The organism is Nocardia sp. NPDC006982 (genome assembly GCF_042869435.1).
GTDB lineage: Bacteria > Actinomycetota > Actinomycetes > Mycobacteriales > Mycobacteriaceae > Nocardia.
In genome coordinates, this window is the sequence record NZ_JBIAFV010000001.1 from 1053926 (window position 1) to 1072111 (window position 18186).

Below are 18186 nucleotides of genomic sequence, written 5' to 3' on the forward strand. Positions count from 1 at the left end.
CCAACTACTTCCGCGTCAGGATCACCCGGTCCGCAATCCGCTCCGCCTCCCCGGGCGGGGCGAAGTAGAGCTCCATGGTCACCCGATCGGCCGACTCCAGCTTGATCACCGTCCGCATCGGAATCGTCTTGCCGACGAATTGCGGACCGAGCACACCCGGATCGGTGAACTCCCCCGCCACCTCGATGTCGGCAGCGCTGCCGCTGGCCTTGGCGCCCTTGTAGGTCATCATCATTGGCGTCACGCTGTCCACCGTCGACCATTCGTACCGGTCGTCGGTCGGCGAATAGCCGAGCGTGCCGCGCCGGTAGTACGGCTTGCCACCGAAGCTACCCTCGGCCTCCTCCTGCATGAAGTTGTTGCCCGTCTTGCCGATCCAGTGCCAGCGCGAGGTGATATCGCTCTTGATCGGATTGTCCGCGGTACCACCCGCGATGAATGTCGACTTCGCGCCATTCCATTCGCCCACCAGCTGATTCAACTTCTGGTGCCCGGCATCCTGGTTGGTGGGAGCCGCCTCGGAACTCGGTATGGTTTCCACCGGCGAGGGAGAATCGTCGGAGCATCCGGCCCCGAACGCGGTGAACGCCATGAGCGCAACCGTCACCAGTGCGCGCGCCTTCGTTGATCTCACGTGAAAGTCCTTGTCGGCCTACGGATCAGAGACTCGAACAGCATCGCATCCCGAGCGCCGGTATGCCTCGCCCCGAGCGGGAAGGCCCGACGCAAATCAGCCCGGCAACACGCGCTCGAGCGTGCTACCGGGCTGATTCGAACATTCACCCGTCAGGGTAGCGGACCACCCGCGGCAATCGCGGACAGCGTGGCGAATTCGTCGCCCTTGAGCGACGCACCGCCGACAAGCGCGCCGTCGATATCGGTCTGCGCGACCAACTCGCCGACGTTCTTGGCATTCACCGAACCGCCGTAGAGCACCCGCACGCCCGCCGCGACCTCGGGCGCGGCCAGTTCGACGAGCTCCGCGCGAATCGCACCACAGACTTCCTGCGCGTCGGCGGGGGTGGCGACCTTACCGGTGCCGATGGCCCAGACCGGCTCGTAGGCGATGACGATCTTCGAAATCTCTTCGGCCGTCAGACCTTTGAGCGAACCACGCAACTGCTCGAGGTTGTACTCGACATGTGTCTTCGCCTCACGGACATTGAGACCCTCGCCGATGCACACGATCGGGGTGATCCCGTACTTCAGCGCCTGCTTGGTCTTGGCCAGCACGGTGGCGTCGTCCTCGGAGTGGTACTGCCGCCGCTCCGAATGGCCCACGACCGCGAAGGTGCAGCCCAGCTTGGACAGCATGGCGGCGCTGATCTCGCCGGTGTACGCGCCATCGTCGTGCGTCGAAACATCCTGCGCACCATAGGTGAGCAGCAGCTTGTCACCCTCGACAAGGGTCTGCACGCTGCGGATATCGGTGAACGGCGGAATCACCGCGACGTCGACCTTGGCGAAGTACTTCTCCGGCAGCGCGAAGGCGATCTTCTGTACCAGGGCGATGGCCTCGAGGTGGTTGAGGTTCATCTTCCAGTTGCCCGCGATGAGCGGTTTGCGTGCCATGGTTCAGTCCTCCAGTACCGCGATACCGGGCAGTTGCTTGCCCTCGAGGTATTCCAGGGATGCGCCGCCACCGGTGGAGATGTGCGAGAAACCGTCCTCGGGCAGGCCGAGCGCGCGCACGGCCGCGGCCGAATCGCCACCGCCGACAACGGTGAAGGCACCCTTGCCCGTCGCGGTTACGATCGCCTCGGCGACACCCCGGGTACCAGCGGCGAAATTCTCGAACTCGAATACGCCCATCGGGCCGTTCCAGAACACCGTCTTCGCCTCGGTGAGCAGTGCCGCGAACCGGTCCACCGACTCGGGACCGATATCGAGGCCGAGCCAGCCGTCCGGAATCTCGTTGGCGGGCACCACCTTCGAGTCCGCGTCGGCCGCGAACTTATTCGCGACGACGATATCGCGCGGCAGGTGGATGACGTCCCCGTAGCGCTCCAGCAGCCCCTTGCAGGTCTCGATCATCTCCTCCTGCAGCAGCGAGGCGCCCACCGAAAGGCCCTGTGCGGCAAGGAAGGTGAAGCACATGCCGCCGCCGATCACCAGGGTGTCGACCTTGGGGGCCAGTGCCTCGATGACGGCCAGCTTGTCGGAGACCTTGGAACCGCCGAGCACAACCGCGTACGGGCGCTCCGAGTTCTCGGTCAGCTTGGCCAGCACCTCGACCTCGGCGGCGACCAGCGTGCCCGCGTAATGCGGCAGCAGCTTCGCCACGTCGTAGACCGAAGCCTGCTTGCGGTGCACCACACCGAAGCCGTCGGAGACGAACGCACCGTCATCGCCGACCAGCTCGACCAGCGCCGCGGCCAGCTTGGCCCGCTCGGCATCATCCTTGCTGGTTTCGCGCGCATCGAAGCGCACGTTCTCCAGCAGCAGCACATCGCCGTCGGTGAGGCCCTCCGAGCGCGACAGCGCGTCGTAGCCGACGACGTCACCGGCCAGCTGGACATTGCGGCCCAGCAGCTCGGCCAGCTTCACCGCGACCGGGGCAAGGGAGAATTTCGGATCCGGCTCACCCTTGGGACGGCCCAGATGCGCCGTGACGACGACCTTGGCACCGGCCTCGACCAGCGCACGCAGCGTCGGCACCGAGGCGATGATGCGGCCCGGGTCGGTGATCTCGCCGTTCTCGTCGAGGGGGACGTTCAGGTCGGAGCGCACCAGTACGCCCCGACCCTCGACACCCTCGTTCAGCAGATCCTGGAGTGTTTTGACTGCCATGCGCGTCAGAGCGACTTGCCGACGAGGCCGATGAGGTCGGCCAGGCGGTTGGAGTAGCCCCACTCGTTGTCGTACCAGCCGACGACCTTCACCTGGTCATCGATGGTCTTGATCAACGGCGCGTCGTAGATGCACGAGTGCGGGTCGGTGACGATGTCGCTGGACACGATCGGGTCCACGTTGTACTTCAGGATGCCCTTCAGCGCACCTTCGGCGGCGGCCTTGTAGGCGGCGTTGATGTCATCGATCGAGGCCGACTTGCTCAGGGTCACGGTGAGGTCGGTGACCGAGCCCGTCGGGACCGGGACGCGCAGCGCGTAGCCGTCGAGCTTGCCGTTGAGCGCCGGGAGCACCAGGCCGATGGCCTTCGCGGCGCCGGTGCCGGTGGGCACGATGTTCAGCGCGGCGGCGCGGGCGCGACGCAGGTCGCCGTGCGGGCCGTCCTGCAGGTTCTGGTCCTGGGTGTAGGCGTGGATGGTGGTCATCAGGCCACGCTCGATGCCGAAGCTGTCGTTGAGCACCTTCGCCAGCGGACCGAGGCAGTTGGTGGTGCAGGACGCGTTGGAGATGATGTTCTGGCTGCCGTCGTACTTGTCGTCGTTGACGCCCATGACGACGGTCAGGTCCTCGCCCTTGGCGGGCGCGGAGATGATGACCTTCTTGGCGCCCGCGGCGATGTGGCCCTTCGCCTTCGTCGCGTCGGTGAAGATGCCGGTGGATTCGACGACCACGTCGACGCCGAGGTCACCCCACGGCAGCGCGGACGGGCCCTCCTTGATGGCCAGCGCCTTGATCCGCTGGTCGCCAACCACGATGGTGTCGTCGCCGTCCAGCGACACGTCCTGGGGCAAGCGGCCCAGGATCGAGTCGTACTTGAGCAGAGTGGCCAGCGTCGCGTTGTCGGTGAGGTCGTTGACCGCGACGATCTCGATGTCGGTGGTGCCGAGCGCCTTCTGCGCCTCCACCGCCCGGAAGAAGTTACGTCCGATACGGCCGAAGCCGTTGATGCCTACCCGGACAGTCACGTTATCGCTCCTCAGCTTTCAAGCGGATTCATTCCGATGCCATAGACCACAGTAGTGCCCGACCGTAGCCTCTCCGACACGCACCTGACATTCCTGAGAACGCGGGACCTGCACAGACGCCCACGCATGTGGTTTCGGTGCACAAATCCGCCGTCCGTGTCCTTGTCTCGGCTCACCATGGAATCCGGTGCCTCACTGCGGCCACCTGCGGTCCGAGCGGGTCCGGTCGGCGCCGCCACGGCGGGCTTCGGACCGTAAGCCGGGTGGACAGCCCGGCCTCGGAAAAGCGAATCGCCGCCCCGTGGGGCGGCGATTCGGCTCAGGCTTCGTCGAGCAGTTCGGCGGTGACGGCCGATTCGGTATCGGGTACCCCCAGTTCCTTGGCCCGGCGGTCCGCCATCGACAGCAGTCGTCGAATCCGGCCCGCCACAGCGTCTTTGGTCATCGGCGGATCGGCGAGTTGGCCCAGCTCCTCCAGGGACGCTTGGCGGTGCTGCACGCGCAGCTTGCCCGCCGCGGCCAAATGGTCGGGCACCTCATCGCCCAGAATCTCCAGTGCGCGTTCGACTCTCGCGGCGGCGGCGACCGCGGCACGGGCCGATCGGCGCAGGTTGGCGTCGTCGAAATTGGCCAAGCGGTTCGCGGTGGCCCGCACCTCGCGGCGCAGCCTGCGCTCCTCCCAGATGATCCGGGTGTCCTGCGCGCCCATCCGGGTCAGCAGTGCGCCGATGGCCTCGCCGTCGCGTACCACGACCCGATCGGTGCCGCGCACCTCACGCGCCTTCGCGGTGATGCCGAGCCGCCGCGCTGCGCCGACGAGTGCCAGCGCGGCCTCCGGACCGGGGCAGCTGACCTCGAGCGCCGAGGAACGACCGGGTTCGGTGAGCGAGCCGTGCGCGAGAAACGCTCCGCGCCAAGCGGCTTCGGCATCGCCGATGCTGCCGCCGACCACCTGTGCGGGCAGACCGCGCACCGGACGGCCGCGCACATCGAGCAGGCCGGTCTGTCTGGCCAGCGCCTCGCCCTCCTTGGATACCCGCACCACATAGCGCGAGGTCTTGCGCAGACCGCCCGCGCCCAGCACGTGCACATCGGAGCCGTAGCCATACAGCTCGAAGATCTCGCGCCGTAGCCGGCGCGCGATGGAACCCATATCCACCTCGGCCTCGACGATCACCCGCCCGCCGACGATGTGCAGGCCGCCCGCAAACCGCAGCAGCGCAGACAATTCCGCCTTGCGAGAACTCACCTGCGAGACCGTGAGCCTGCTCAGCTCGTCCTTCACTTCGGCTGTCATCGCCACGAGACGCGCTCCTTTCCACCCAACCCGGAACGCACATCCTGACCCATGTGCCGTCCCTCGACTCGAAGCCCTGCCATATGTGGCCGAGGTTGCCGGATCAGCTGATCCAGTGCGGCGGCAAGCTTTCCGGGGTGATGCCGGTCGGTTCCCGCTTCGGCGACATCGGAGAAGGTTACTCGCGCCCGCAATTGTTCGGCAGCCCTGGCCACATGTTCTCTTTCGCGACCCTCCGGCACCGACCCGGAATCGACCAGTACCTCATCGACCACGAATTCCGGTGCGTGCTGGGACAATACATGTAGATGGCGTTCCGCGGAGAAACCCGCCGTTTCTCCGGGCTCCGCGGCCAGATTCAGCACCAGGACCTTGCGTGCTCTGGTATAGACCAGCGCATCACGCAATTCGGGTACCAGCACGTGCGGAATCACGCTGGTGAACCAGGAACCCGGGCCCAGCACAACGACATCGGCGTGTTCGATGGCCGAGGTTGCCTCCGGACTGGCGGGCGGATCGGACGGAATCAGCCGCACCCGCCGCACCTTGCCCGGTGTCGTCGCGATGGCGACCTGGCCGCGGATGCAGCGGCTCACCCGCGGATCCGCCTCCAGCCCAGAAACATCCGCCTCGATATCGAGGGCGATGGGCGACATCGGCAGCACCCGTCCGGTGGTACGCAACATCTTGGCGACCTCGTCGAGCGCGGCGACCGGATCGCCGAGCACCTCGGTCAGGCCAGCGAGGATCAGATTGCCGACCGAATGTCCGGCCAGCGCGCCGGTCCCGCCGAAGCGGTGCTGCACGGTGCGGGTCCACACATCGTCGCCGTCCGCGGCCAGCGCTGCCAGGGCCATGCGCAGATCGCCGGGCGGTGGCACACCGAGTTCGGCGCGCAGTCGGCCGGATGAGCCGCCGTCGTCGGCGACGGTCACCACCGCGCTGATCTTTCTGGTCAGCCTCCGCACCGCGGTGAGCGTCGCGTACAGCCCGTGCCCGCCGCCGAGCGCAACTATGGCGGGATCCGATTCCCACACCGTCATTCGCGCCCCAGATCCCGATGCACGACCCGCACGACATCGGCCGGGCCGGATTTCTCTCCCTGCAGTGAATCGAACACCGCCGAGCCGATCAGTTCGCCGAGCGCTTCGGCTATCGCCACGCTGCGGTGTTTACCTCCGGTGCAGCCCACTGCCACCGTCATGTATCGCTTCCCCTCTTGGCGGTAACCATTCGTCGTCAGGTCGACCAGGTGGTGGCAGGTGCTCAAGTAATCGGCCGCGCCGGGACGCGACAATACATACTCGCTGACCACGGTCTCCTGTCCCGAATGTTCCCGAAGTTCCGGTATCCAATGCGGATTGGGTAGAAAACGCACATCCAACACCATGTCCGCATCGAGTGGAACCCCGTACTTGAATCCGAATGACTGCACCGTCAGCTGCAGTGCGGTGGGCGCGCCGCCGCCGTAGGCCTCCTCCAGCTTGCGGTGCAGCTGGTGGATCGAGAGTTCGGTCGTGTCGATCACCAGGTCGGCCGCCGCTTTCACGGCGGAGAGGCGGATCCGTTCGGCTGCGATGCCCGCCGAGAGCGTACCGTCAGCGCTTTCGCTCTGCAGCGGGTGGCGCCTGCGCGCGAAGCCGAAGCGCCGGATCAGCACGTCATCGGAGGCCTCCAGGAACAGGATCCTGGTCGGCACGCCCGCGGACCGCAGCTGATCGGTGACAGCCGAGAGATCGCCGGTGAAGAAACGACTACGCACATCCATGACCAGTGCAAGCCTGCGAATCGGCGGTTCGGCGGAGGCGCCGAGTTCCACCATCCGCCCGATCAGCTCGGGCGGCAGGTTATCGGTGACATACCAGCCCAGATCCTCGAGTACCCGGGCCGCGGTACCGCGACCCGCGCCGGATAGGCCGGTCACGATGACCACCTCGACCTTTGGCTGCGCCGGGTTGCCGTCGCCGCGTTCGACAGGTGCGCCGAGGGTGCCCGCGGGGCCGGTCCGCCCAGCGGTCGACCGCGGGCTGCCCGCACTGTTGTTCGATTCGACGCGTGTCATGTCCTACCGGATCTGTGTCAGGGTGCGTGTCGATCATCCCGCACCGGTTCGGGTATCGGGCGCAGACACACAACGTAGGTGTCTTATTCCTCCCGCAAAGCGGCCAAAACCGCCTTCGCGGTAGCCACACCGATGCCGGGCACCTCGGTGATCTGCTCGATCGTGGCCTCCTTCAGTTTGGCAACCGACCCGAAATGGGTGACGAGCGCGGTCCGGCGCGACTCGCCGAGGCCGCGCACGGAGTCCAGTGCGGACGCGGTCATCCGACGGGAGCGTTTGCTGCGGTGGAAGGTGATGGCGAAGCGGTGCGCCTCGTCGCGCACCCGTTGCAGCAGATACAGCGACTCACTGTTGCGTGGCATGATCACCGGATCGCTCTCCCCCGGCACCCACACCTCCTCCAGCCGTTTGGCCAGGCCGATCACCGCGACATCGGTGATACCGAGTTCGTCGAGGACCTCCGCTGCCGCCGCGACCTGGGGTGCGCCGCCGTCGACCACATAGAGGTTGGGCGGGTAGGCGAATTTGCGCGGGCGGCCGGTGCGTGGGTCGATGCCGGGGCGTGAAGTCAGTTCGAGGTCGTCCTCGGCGTGTCCGTTCTCCTGGCCGGATGTCAGCTCCTCGGCCACCAGCTCGTCGCGTTCGCGGCGCAGGCGATAGAACCGCCGTCTGGTCACCTCCGCGATGCTGCCGACATCGTCGGAGCGGCCCTCGCCCGCGGCCTCTTTGATCGCGTAGTGGCGATACTCGGACTTGCGCGGCAGGCCGTCCTCGAACACCACCAGCGAAGCCACCACATCGGTGCCCTGCACGTGGCTGATATCCACACACTCGATTCGTAGCGGCGCGCTGTCCAGATCGAGGGCATCTTGAATGTCTTGCAGCGCAGCGGATCTCGAGGTCAGGTCGCCGGCGCGCTTGAGTTTGTGCTGGGCCAGCGCCTCCATCGCATTGCGCTGCACGGTTTCGGCGAGCGCCTTCTTGTCACCGCGCTGCGGCACCCGCAGCCGCACCGCCGAGCCACGCAGTTTGCTCAGCCATTCCTCCACCTGTTCGGCATCGGCGGGCAGCTCCGGCACCAGCACCTCGCGCGGCACCGCGGTGGCCGGTTGTTCGGCCTCGCCCTGTTCGTCCGCACCGTGTTCGGCCTGTGCGGCCTGCTCGCCGTAGAACTGGGTGAGGAACTGCTCGACCAGTGCGGCGACCTCACCACCGGCCTCCTGGCCGTCGATGGCGTCACCGGATTTGTCGACCACCCAGCCGCGCTGGCCGCGCACCCGGCCGTCGCGGACGTGGAAGACCTGCACCGCCACCTCGAGCTCATCGATGGCGAAGGCGACCACATCGGCGTCGGTGCCGGTGCCGAGGACGACGGCCTGCTTCTCCAGTGCCCGCCGCAGCGCTTGGACGTCGTCGCGCAGCCGGGCGGCGGTTTCGAAGTCCAGGTCCTCGGCGGCGTCGTGCATCCTGCGCTCCAAGTCGCGCACCATGCGATCGGTGCGCCCGGCCAGGAAGTCGCAGAAGTCCTCGACGATCCGGCGATGCTCGGCGGCATCGACGCGGCCGATGCAGGGGGCCGAGCATTTGTCGATGTAGCCGAGCAGGCAAGGCCGCCCGATCTGGTTGTGCCGCTTGAAGACTCCGTTGGAGCAGGTGCGCGCGGGGAAGACCCGCAGCAGCAGATCCAGGGTTTCCCGAATGGCCCAGGCGTGCGCGTACGGCCCGAAGTACCGCACCCCCTTCTTGCGCGCGCCGCGATAGACGAACAGCCGCGGGTACTCCTCGTTCAAGGTGACCGCCAGCACCGGATACGACTTGTCGTCCCGATACCGCACGTTGAATCGCGGATCGAACTCCTTGATCCAGTTGTATTCCAACTGAAGGGCTTCCACCTCGGTGGAGACCACGGTCCATTCGACGCCGGCCGCCGTCGTGACCATCTGCTTGGTCCGCGGATGCAGCGACGCCACATCGGCGAAGTACGAATTCAACCTGCTGCGCAGGCTCTTCGCCTTGCCGACATAGATCACACGCCCGTGCGCGTCCCGGAATTTGTAGACACCGGGTTCAACGGGAATCGTGCCCGGCTTCGGCCGGTAGGTCGCGGGATCTGCCACGAATCCAAGCCTATCGACCGGCTCCGACACATCCGCAGGGGCGCGGCTCAGCCGAAGCGGCGGGCACTGGCGACGATCGCGTCGCACAGCGCCTGCTCCGGCGCGGACAGGGTCGTCCGCCGCCGCATCAGCACGAATTCGAGGTCGCCGAGCACCGGAAGCCGCGGGTCAGCGAGCACGCGCAGACCGTCCGGGATCAGGGCATCGGCATGCACGATGACGCCGAGACCGGCGAGGACCGCAGCGCGCAAGCCGAGCTGGCTGTCACTGGTGCAGGTCACGCGCCAGCTGCGGGCGTCGCGTTCGAGGGCCTGCAATGCGATGCGGCGGGTGAGGCTGGGTGGCGGATAGGTCACCAGTGGGACCGGATCCTCGAATTCCGTTGTCGCCGAACGGCCCGCCCACACCAGACGGTCGCGCCAAAGCAGTTCGCCGTGCCGTTCGCCGGGCAGGCGTTTGCCGACGACCAGGTCGAGTTCACCGGTCTCCATGCGGGTTTTGAGGTTTTCGCTCAGGCCGACGGTGAGTTCCAGGTCGACCCCCGGATGGGTGAGCTGGAATTCCAGGAGTACGTCGGGGAGTTCGCGGGCCATCACATCATCGGAGGCGCCGAGCCGGATCAGGCCGGTGAGGGTGGAGTCGGAGAAATAGCGCTCGGCCTGGCCCTGCGCGTCGAGGATGGTGCGGGCGAAGCCGACCATGGCCGCGCCGTCGGCGGTCAGCGCGAGATTGCGCGTATCGCGGCGGAACAATTCGCGCCCTACGGCCTTCTCCAACCGGGCGATGTGGCCGCTGATGGTTGACTGACGCAGGCCGAGGATGCGACCGGCGGCGGTGAATCCGCCCGCGCGCTCGACGGCAAGGAAAGTGCGCAGCAGTTCGGGTTCGAACACAGCCTCAATTATCACTGTTCGCGTTTACAGATATCATGCTGAACGCCTTTCGCGTTCAATTGGCCGAGTCGTACGGTCGACTGGTGAAGTTCCTCGCCAAACTCCGGATCGATGCGTTCATGCTCGGCATCCTGGCCAGCGTGGCGGTGGCCGCGCTGTTGCCTGCGCGGGGTATCGCGGCCGATGCGCTCGACTGGATAACCAAGATCGCGATCGGTGTGCTGTTCCTGCTCTATGGCGCCCGGCTCGAGCCTCGTGAGGCGCTCGCCGGGCTGCGGCATTGGCGGTTGCATTCGACGGTGCTGGCGGTGACCTATCTGATCTTCCCGCTGATCGGGCTGGCGTTGCATGTGCTGCTGCCATCGGTGCTGACCGACGATCTCTACACCGGCGTGCTGTTCCTATGTCTGGTGCCATCGACCGTGCAGTCATCGATCGCCTTCACCTCGATTGCCCGCGGGAATGTGGCGGGCGCGGTGGTAAGTGCGTCGCTGTCGAATCTGATCGGCGTCTTCGCGACCCCGTTACTGGTCATGCTGCTGATGGACACCACCGGCAACGCGACCGTCTCCCCCACCGCGATCCTCGCGATCGTCGTTCAGTTGCTGCTTCCGTTCCTGGCGGGCCAACTCTTACGCCCCCGGATGACCTGGCTGCTGCGGCATGCCAGGGTGACCAAGGCCGTCGATCGTGGCTCGGTCTATCTCGTCGTCTATGCCGCCTTCAGCGCGGGCATGGTGGAACACATCTGGAGCGGCATTTCGCCGCGGGCGCTACTGGCAATCGTCGCGGTTTGCGCAGGCATTCTCGCCGTAGTCCTGACGATTACCACCTTCGGCAGTCGCCTCCTCGGCTTCGCCCGCCCCGATCAGATCGTCACCGTATTCTGCGGTTCGAAGAAGAGCTTGGCCACCGGTCTCCCCATGGCCTCGGTCCTGTTCGCGGGACATCAGGTCGGCTTGATCGTGTTGCCGCTCATGGTCTTCCACCAGATCCAGCTATTGACCTGCACCGTGCTCGCTCAGCGCTACGCGCGATCAGCACAGGCCGATCTCGCGACAGCCGAGCCATCCGTACAACCCGCCTGATCCGAACTGTTCACCATTCGGCGTCGGCGACCCGAATGTCGAACCACGCCTTGGCTTCCGGTCGCGACAGCTGGTAGAGGATCGTCGCCGACGCGCCCAGTGTGAAAAGGGCGACGACCAGCCGGGCCGAGTCCGGGACCGCCTCTACGTGAATCCGCAGTACCGCGACGGACTGCAGCATGACCGAAACGATCGCGACCCGGCGCACCCGCGGCCCACGGCCGAGAACCAGCACCGCGAGGCCGAGCACCCAACTGCAGCCGAATTGCAGGGCCGTGGATCTGGCCGCCTCATCCCCGGCGATCAGGCCCATGACGACCGGATACGCGAGGCCGAAGCCCGCAAGTCCCAATGCGGCCTCTCTGGCCTCGCCGACCGATCCGGGCAGGCCGGCGGGCCCCGCCGTCCGCACGACCGACGATTCGAAATATGCCTCGGCATCCATGGCCACTCCCCGTCGAGCTTGCGCACCGCGATGTGGTGGGCGTCACAGCAAGCTAATTCAGTTCGCGGGCATCGACATTCAGGAACAGCAGAGTGTGTCGCAGGTCACATTCTGGACACTAGGCCAGTTCATGCCGTCGCAATACCTCGAGCAGACCTTCGGCACGCTGCACCGTCGGCAACGGATCGACCAGCGCGAAACCGCAGCCCGCCGCGACCGCGCCGCCATCGGCCTCGGCACTGTCGCCGACCATAAGCGCCGACTCGGGACGCACGCCGAGCTGTTCCACCGCGGCCAGGAAGATCCGCGGATCCGGCTTCACCACACCGACTTCGAACGACAGCGTGTGCGCGGCGACCAGCCGATCCCAACCGTTTGCGGCGAACGCCGGACGGATATCGAAGGCGATATTGCTCACCACGGCGACCGGGATACCCTGTGCCGCCAAGGTTTTCAACACCGCACCGGTGTCGGGGTACGGCGTCCAAGCGAGCGGGTCGAGCATCCAGTCGTAGAGTCGCGCGACCAGCGCCGGTGTCGGCACCCCGGCTTGTCGCATCACCTCACGGTAGGCCGTGCGATGCATCGCCGGATCCAGATCCCGCCGTTCCCATGCGAACCGGCCCTCGGCGTCGAAGACCGCACCGTCGCCGACCGGCCTCGTCATCCGATCCAGGATCGCGTCCTGCTGCGACCGGTCCAGGGGTTTGCCATCGGCCCCGACCATATCGGCCCAGGTTTCATCGGGTTCCAGCCGAAACAAAGTGCCGGAGAAGTCGAACAACACCGCCTCGATCGCCACTCGACCCAGCGTACCGACGACGACGGTTGTCGTTGCCCGCTAACCGTTTTCGCTGAACTCACCAGCACTGGGAGCCCACAGCGCCGGATTTGCCGCGACGCTCGGCGATCGGCGATACAGTGCCGTCCATGAGTGGCACGCGAAGAACCTGGGTCAGCGCCGCTGCGGCGCTCACGCTCATCGTCGGCGTTGTCAGCGGATGTTCCTCCGACGACACACCCACGAACGCGGCGTGTAGTGCGACGCCGAACGGAACCCCGGTGGTCGCGACCTCAGCGGGTGCGACTCCAGGCGCGACCAAGGATCTGAGCACCAATCCCGAGATCGCGACCGGCTACCGGTCCGATATGACGGCGGTACGCACCAAGACCTACGCGGTGTCCACGGCCAACCCGGTCTCCACCAAGGCCGCCTGTGAGGTGCTGAGCAACGGCGGCACGGCCGCGGATGCGCTCATCGCGGCGCAGATGGTGCTCGGGTTGGTGGAGCCGCAGGCCTCCGGCATCGGCGGTGGCTCGTTCATGCTCTATTACGACGCGGCCAGCAAGAGCGTGGAGGCGTACGACGGTCGGGAGATCGCCCCCGCGGCGGCGACCGAGAATTATCTGCGCTGGGTCAGCGATACCGATCGGACCGAGCCGAAGCCGAGTGCCCGTGCGAGCGGACGCTCGATCGGCGTGCCCGGCGTCTTGCGCATGCTGGAACTGGCGCATCGCGACCACGGCAAGACCGCTTGGCGGGACCTGTTCGACCCGGCCATCGGACTGGCCGATCGCGGCTTCCCGATCAGTCCGCGCCTGGCCGGCCAGATCGCCGAATCCGCCAAGGATCTCGCGGTGGACGAGTCCGCGAAGGCGTACTTCCTCAATCCGGACGGCACCCCGAAACGGGCCGACACCGTACTGACCAACCCGGCAATGTCGAAGACCTTGAATGCCATTGCGACCGATGGCGCGAATGCCTTCTACACCGGCGCTATCGCCCACGACATCGTCGATGCGGCCGGATCCGCCGCGGGCGGGCGCACCCCGAGCCTCATCACCGCCAACGACCTCGCCGGGTATCAGGCCAAGAAGCGGACCGCGCTCTGCACGAACTACCGCACGCACGAGATCTGCGGTATGCCCAGCCCGTCCTCGGGCGGCATTACCGTCGCGGCCACCCTCGGCATTCTGGAGAACTTCGACCTATCGTCGCTGAAGCCGGACAATATCGACCGCAACGGCGGCAAGCCGAAGGCCGAAGCGGTGCATCTGATCTCGGAGGCCGAGCGGCTCGCCTACGCCGACCGGAACAAGTACGTCGCCGATACGGATTTCATTCCACTGCCGGGTAATTCACCGCAGACCCTGCTGAACAAGGACTATCTGAAGCAGCGCGCCGGTCTCATCGATCCCGGCCACAGCATGGGCACCGCGCAGCCGGGCGATTTCGGCCCGGTGCCACTCGGTGTCGGCCCGCAGCCGCCCGAGCACGGCACCAGCCATATCTCGGTCGTCGATAAGTACGGCAATGCCGCCTCGATGACCACCACGGTCGAATCGGCCTTCGGATCATTCCATCTCGTCGACGGATTCGTGCTGAACAACCAGCTCACCGACTTCTCCGCCGATCCGCTCGGCACCGACGGCGCCCCCGTCGCCAATCGCGTGCAGCCAGGTAAGCGACCACGTAGCTCGATGAGCCCGACCCTGGTCTTCGACCACAATGCCGACGGCTCACGCGGCGATCTGACCCAGGTCGCCGGCTCCCCCGGCGGTTCGGTGATCATCCAGTTCGTCGTGAAAGCCCTTGTCGGCGTGCTGGATTGGGGCCTGGACCCGCAGCAGGCGGTCTCCGCGGTCGCGTTCGGCGCCGGAAACAGTCCGGCCACCGGCGTAGGCGGCGAGCATCCGGCCATCAACGCCACCGACAACGGCGATCACGACCCACTGGTCCTACGCCTGCGCGAGCTCGGCCACCAGGTCTCGGTCGCCCCCCAATCCAGCGGCCTCAGCGCACTGCAACGCGACGGCACCGAAGGCTGGATCGGCGGTGCGGATCCGCGACGCGAAGGCGCCGTCCTCGGCGACACCCGTTAACCCGCGGTTGCTCTATCCGGTCTGCGGCATCGGATAGCGCACCGGGCCGTCGTCGAGCGCCAGGTCACCCTGCATGAATCGCAGAACAGCGGTAACGCTGTTCGACGGCGAACCGCAATCGGCCAGAAGTAGGTCATGAACGGATCGTCAGCGAATGCCTCGGCGACACGCTGACATCCGGCGGCCGACTACTCCTCGGCGGCGGTGTATTTCGCGCCGAGTGCGCGCAGTTTGTCCAAAGCCTCGACGGCGCGCTGCTTATCGTTGGAGCGGATGGCCATGAGGGGGACGTAGTCGTCGTCGACGAGTTCGAGGCGGGCCCAGGACTTTCGGTCCGGGAAGGAGACGCCGCGGATGTACTCCCAGGGGAATTCGGTGTCACCCAGGATGTTCCGCACCGAGACGCCGCGCTTGCCGACACGTACGCGCGGCCGGGTCAGCAGGAGTACCGCCGCCGCACCGAGCACGCCGATGCCGATCATCGCGAACTGGTCCGCGAGCCGGAAGTTCACACCGGTCGAACCGTGGCGCAACAGGATGCCGCCCGCGGTGAAACCGGCGACGAGCAGCACCGCCACGGTCCATGCGGTCCGCACCGCGCGATGCGGCCGCACCTCGAGCTCCCACTCGCCGGATCCCGATTCGGCAGCCGCCGCGGCCGGACCTCTACGCCAGATGCGAACGACCGGCATGATCTACGGCCGCAGAGCGCGCAGCGTCAGCGCGGCATCGAGCGCTGCCGCGGCGGCCTGTTCGCCCTTGTTCTCGGCGGAGCCCGGCAATCCGGCCCTGTCCAGTGCCTCCGCCTCGTTATTGGTGGTCAGCACTCCGTTGGCCACGGGCGTACCCGCATCCAGTGACACCCGCGTAAGACCGGCGGTCACCGCATCACAGACGTATTCGAAATGCGGTGTGCCACCACGGATCACCACACCGAGCGCGACCACCGCGTCATGGGAGCGGGCCAACTCCTGAGCGACCACCGGAAGTTCCATCGCGCCCGCGCACCGGACCACGGTGATGTGCTCGACGCCCGCGTCCTTGGCCACCTGCTCCGCATTCGCGACCAGCGTGTCGCAGATCTGGGTGTGCCAGCGCGAGGCGACGATGCCGAGCTTCAGATCCTTGGCATCCGACAGCTCGAAGCTGGGTACGCCAGTGCCGCTCATGCCTGCGCCTCGCTGGCGCTCGGCTCCGGCATGCGCGAAGCGCGCTGTGACATGGTTCGCTCGCTGCGCTCGCTCATCGGTGTCCTTTCCAGGCTGCGTCGAGGTAAGAAATCACTGGGCGGTCTCGCCGAGATCGAGTTCGTCCAGCCCGATCAGGTCGTGCCCCATCCGGTCCCGCTTGGTGCGCAGGTACCGCAGGTTCTCGGCGTTGGCGCGCAACGGCATCGGCACCCGCTCGGTGATCTTCAGCCCGTAGCCGTCGAGTCCGACGCGCTTGGCCGGATTGTTGGTGAGCAGGCGCATCGACCGAATCCCGAGATCCACCAGGATCTGTGCGCCGGTGCCGTAGTCGCGGGCGTCGGCGGGCAGACCGAGCTCCAGATTCGCGTCGACGGTGTCGTGGCCCGAATCCTGCAGTTGGTAGGCCTGCAGCTTGTGCATCAGCCCGATGCCGCGACCCTCGTGTCCGCGCATGTAGAGCACAACACCGCGCCCCTCCTGGGCCACCATCTCCAGTGCGGCGTCCAGCTGCGGACCGCAATCGCAGCGCAGCGAGCCGAAGACATCACCGGTGAGGCATTCGGAATGCACCCGCACCAGCACATCGTCGCCGTCATCGATATCGCCGCGCACGAGCGCGACATGTTCGACATCGTCGTAGATGCTCTGATAGCCGACGGCCTTGAATTCGCCGTGCGCCGTGGGGATCCTGGCCTCGGCGACCCGAATGACCTGCTTCTCGTGCTTGCGCCGCCAAGCGATCATTTCCGCGATGGAGATCAGCGCCAAGTTGTGCTCGTCGGCGAAGACGCGCAGTTCCTCGGTGCGGGCCATATGGCCCTCGTCCTTCTGGCTGACGATCTCGCAGATGACACCGGCGGGCTGCAATCCGGCCATCCGCGCCAGATCGACGGCGGCCTCGGTGTGCCCGGGGCGACGCAGCACGCCGCCCTCCTTGGCGCGCAACGGAACCACGTGACCGGGCCGGGTCAGATCGTCGGCCTTGGCGTTCGGATCGGCGAGTAGTCGCATGGTGGTGGCACGGTCGGCACCGGAGATACCGGTGGTGATGCCGTCCCTTGCATCGACCGAAACGGTGTAGGCGGTGCCGTGCTTGTCCTGGTTCTGCGCGTACATCGGCGGCAGGCCGAGCCGATCGCAGTCCTCACCCGTGAGCGGCACACAGATATAACCCGAGGTGTAGCGAATCATGAAGGCGACCAGCTCGGGGGTCGCCTTTTCCGCCGCGAAGATGAGGTCGCCCTCGTTCTCACGGTCCTCGTCGTCGACGACGACAACCGCCTTACCGGCAGCGATATCGGCGACTGCGCGCTCGATGGTGTCGAACCTGGTCACGTCTGTTGTGCTCCATCTCGAAATAGGTGCCCCCATACAGTACGGCGTCGATCGCGAGTCGCCGCCGCCCGGCCGGATCAGCCGCGCTGCTGGAGGCGTTCGACGTACTTGGCGATGACATCGACTTCCAGGTTCACCTTGGTGCCGACGGCGGCCGCACCGAGGTTCGTCATGGACAGGGTGGTCGGGATCAGCGAGACCTCGAACCAATCGCGGTAGCCGTCTGCGGCGGCGGGCGCGTCGGCGATGCCGAGGCCCGAGACGGTCAGTGAGATGCCGTCGACGGTGATCGAACCCTTCTCCACTACATAGCGGGCGATCGCATCGGGCAGCGAGATCCGCACGACCTCCCAGTTCTCCGAGGGCGTGCGCGCGAGCACGGTGCCGGTGCCGTCGACGTGGCCCTGCACCAGGTGGCCGCCGAGCCTGCTGTTCAGCGCGGCCGCACGTTCGAGGTTCACCCGCGAACCCGTGCCGAGTCCGCCGATGCTGGAGCGGTTCAGCGTCTCCTGCATCACGTCCACGGTGAACGAATCGCCGTCGACCACGTCGACAACGGTCAGGCAGACGCCATTGACGGCGATCGAATCACCGTGTCCGGCATCGGAAGTGACCAGCTTGCCCCGGATCGTCAGCCGAGCGGCATCGGCCAGTTCTTCGGTGGCGACGATCTCGCCGAGTTCCTCGACGATGCCTGTGAACATGCCTTGACTCCCTGTCGCGTCGTTTCTACGGTTGCCGAACAGCCGGGATCTGGCGACTATTCCCGCTGGTATGCCGATCCCTCCTCAGCCTAACGACGCCGGGTCGTAGACGACACCGCGGTTCCAACCAGCGGTCGGTCGATACCGCGGTTCGGCAAGGCCCCCGTGAAGCGGACCGCAGGGCAGCGCGAGCAGCGCTGAACCCAGCGGCAGTTATTTTTTCGAGCGAAATAGTACGCATCCGTGCGCAAATATCGCCGTTTCCCAGCGACGACAATTTTTCATTCTTATTTCCGGAACCACACGAATGGATTTCATCTGTGGCGCATAGTGTCGAATAGCTCGTAATACCCAGCG

The 18186-nt window shown here is 66.4% G+C and carries 17 protein-coding genes; 2 read left to right on the forward strand and 15 right to left on the reverse strand.

The window, feature by feature from the left end:
* Positions 1-4: 4 nt before the first annotated feature.
* The 9 genes from ACFYOW_RS04640 to ACFYOW_RS04680 all read right to left on the reverse strand — a co-directional run bounded on the left by ACFYOW_RS04640 (position 5) and on the right by ACFYOW_RS04680 (position 10184).
* A complete protein-coding gene (locus ACFYOW_RS04640) occupies positions 5-634 on the reverse strand; it encodes a DUF1579 family protein (RefSeq protein ID WP_387284509.1) in 630 nt (209 codons plus the stop codon).
* A gap of 152 nt (positions 635-786) precedes the next feature.
* Complete coding sequence (tpiA, locus tag ACFYOW_RS04645) at positions 787-1572, reverse strand: triose-phosphate isomerase (protein ID WP_387284510.1); 786 nt, start codon at positions 1570-1572, stop codon at positions 787-789.
* Positions 1573-1575: 3 nt separating this feature from the next.
* Positions 1576-2790, reverse strand: coding sequence for a phosphoglycerate kinase (locus tag ACFYOW_RS04650; protein WP_387284512.1), 1215 nt, complete (start codon positions 2788-2790; stop codon positions 1576-1578).
* A 5-nt stretch (positions 2791-2795) separates the two neighbouring features.
* Positions 2796-3815 (reverse strand): type I glyceraldehyde-3-phosphate dehydrogenase, encoded by a 1020-nt coding sequence (gene gap, locus ACFYOW_RS04655; RefSeq protein WP_387284513.1) that lies wholly within the window; start codon positions 3813-3815, stop codon positions 2796-2798.
* Positions 3816-4134: 319 nt separating this feature from the next.
* Positions 4135-5118 carry a DNA-binding protein WhiA gene (gene whiA, locus ACFYOW_RS04660; protein WP_387284515.1) on the reverse strand — a complete coding sequence of 328 codons (984 nt, stop codon included), beginning with the start codon at positions 5116-5118 and terminating at the stop codon, positions 4135-4137.
* Complete coding sequence (yvcK, locus tag ACFYOW_RS04665; RefSeq protein WP_387284517.1) at positions 5109-6155, reverse strand: uridine diphosphate-N-acetylglucosamine-binding protein YvcK; 1047 nt, start codon at positions 6153-6155, stop codon at positions 5109-5111. Before yvcK ends, whiA begins: the two co-directional genes overlap by 10 nt.
* Positions 6152-7174, reverse strand: a complete 1023-nt coding sequence (rapZ, locus tag ACFYOW_RS04670; RefSeq protein WP_387284519.1) for an RNase adapter RapZ — start codon at positions 7172-7174, stop codon at positions 6152-6154. The genes yvcK and rapZ overlap by 4 nt, the downstream gene beginning before the upstream one ends.
* An 83-nt stretch (positions 7175-7257) precedes the next feature.
* On the reverse strand, positions 7258-9291 hold the full coding sequence (gene uvrC / locus ACFYOW_RS04675) for an excinuclease ABC subunit UvrC (protein WP_387284521.1): 2034 nt from the start codon (positions 9289-9291) through the stop codon (positions 7258-7260).
* Between the two features lie 47 nt (positions 9292-9338).
* On the reverse strand, positions 9339-10184 hold the full coding sequence (locus ACFYOW_RS04680; protein ID WP_387284523.1) for a LysR substrate-binding domain-containing protein: 846 nt from the start codon (positions 10182-10184) through the stop codon (positions 9339-9341).
* 83 nt (positions 10185-10267) lie between these two features.
* Between ACFYOW_RS04680 and ACFYOW_RS04685 the strand changes: the two genes are divergently transcribed.
* On the forward strand, positions 10268-11272 hold the full coding sequence (locus tag ACFYOW_RS04685) for a bile acid:sodium symporter family protein (protein WP_387284525.1): 1005 nt from the start codon (positions 10268-10270) through the stop codon (positions 11270-11272).
* Between the two features lie 10 nt (positions 11273-11282).
* On the opposite strand, the gene ACFYOW_RS04690 is transcribed toward ACFYOW_RS04685, so the two are convergent.
* Both ACFYOW_RS04690 and ACFYOW_RS04695 read right to left on the reverse strand, forming a co-directional pair.
* Positions 11283-11717, reverse strand: a complete 435-nt coding sequence (locus ACFYOW_RS04690) for a hypothetical protein (RefSeq protein WP_387284527.1) — start codon at positions 11715-11717, stop codon at positions 11283-11285.
* Positions 11718-11835: 118 nt separating this feature from the next.
* A complete protein-coding gene (locus ACFYOW_RS04695) occupies positions 11836-12519 on the reverse strand; it encodes an HAD family hydrolase (protein WP_387284528.1) in 684 nt (227 codons plus the stop codon).
* A gap of 128 nt (positions 12520-12647) precedes the next feature.
* Here ACFYOW_RS04695 and ACFYOW_RS04700 point away from each other — a divergent pair, with 128 nt between their 5' ends.
* Complete coding sequence (locus ACFYOW_RS04700) at positions 12648-14600, forward strand: gamma-glutamyltransferase family protein (RefSeq protein WP_387284530.1); 1953 nt, start codon at positions 12648-12650, stop codon at positions 14598-14600.
* Between the two features lie 188 nt (positions 14601-14788).
* On the opposite strand, the gene ACFYOW_RS04705 is transcribed toward ACFYOW_RS04700, so the two are convergent.
* The 4 genes from ACFYOW_RS04705 to ACFYOW_RS04720 all read right to left on the reverse strand — a co-directional run bounded on the left by ACFYOW_RS04705 (position 14789) and on the right by ACFYOW_RS04720 (position 17829).
* A complete protein-coding gene (locus tag ACFYOW_RS04705) occupies positions 14789-15292 on the reverse strand; it encodes a PH domain-containing protein (protein ID WP_387284532.1) in 504 nt (167 codons plus the stop codon).
* A gap of 3 nt (positions 15293-15295) precedes the next feature.
* Entirely contained in the window at positions 15296-15769 is a 474-nt protein-coding gene (ribH, locus tag ACFYOW_RS04710; RefSeq protein ID WP_063043207.1) for a 6,7-dimethyl-8-ribityllumazine synthase, read from the reverse strand.
* 111 nt (positions 15770-15880) lie between these two features.
* A complete protein-coding gene (locus tag ACFYOW_RS04715) occupies positions 15881-17125 on the reverse strand; it encodes a bifunctional 3,4-dihydroxy-2-butanone-4-phosphate synthase/GTP cyclohydrolase II (RefSeq protein WP_063043206.1) in 1245 nt (414 codons plus the stop codon).
* A gap of 77 nt (positions 17126-17202) precedes the next feature.
* A complete protein-coding gene (locus ACFYOW_RS04720) occupies positions 17203-17829 on the reverse strand; it encodes a riboflavin synthase (protein WP_387284534.1) in 627 nt (208 codons plus the stop codon).
* Between the last annotated feature and the right edge of the window lie 357 nt (positions 17830-18186).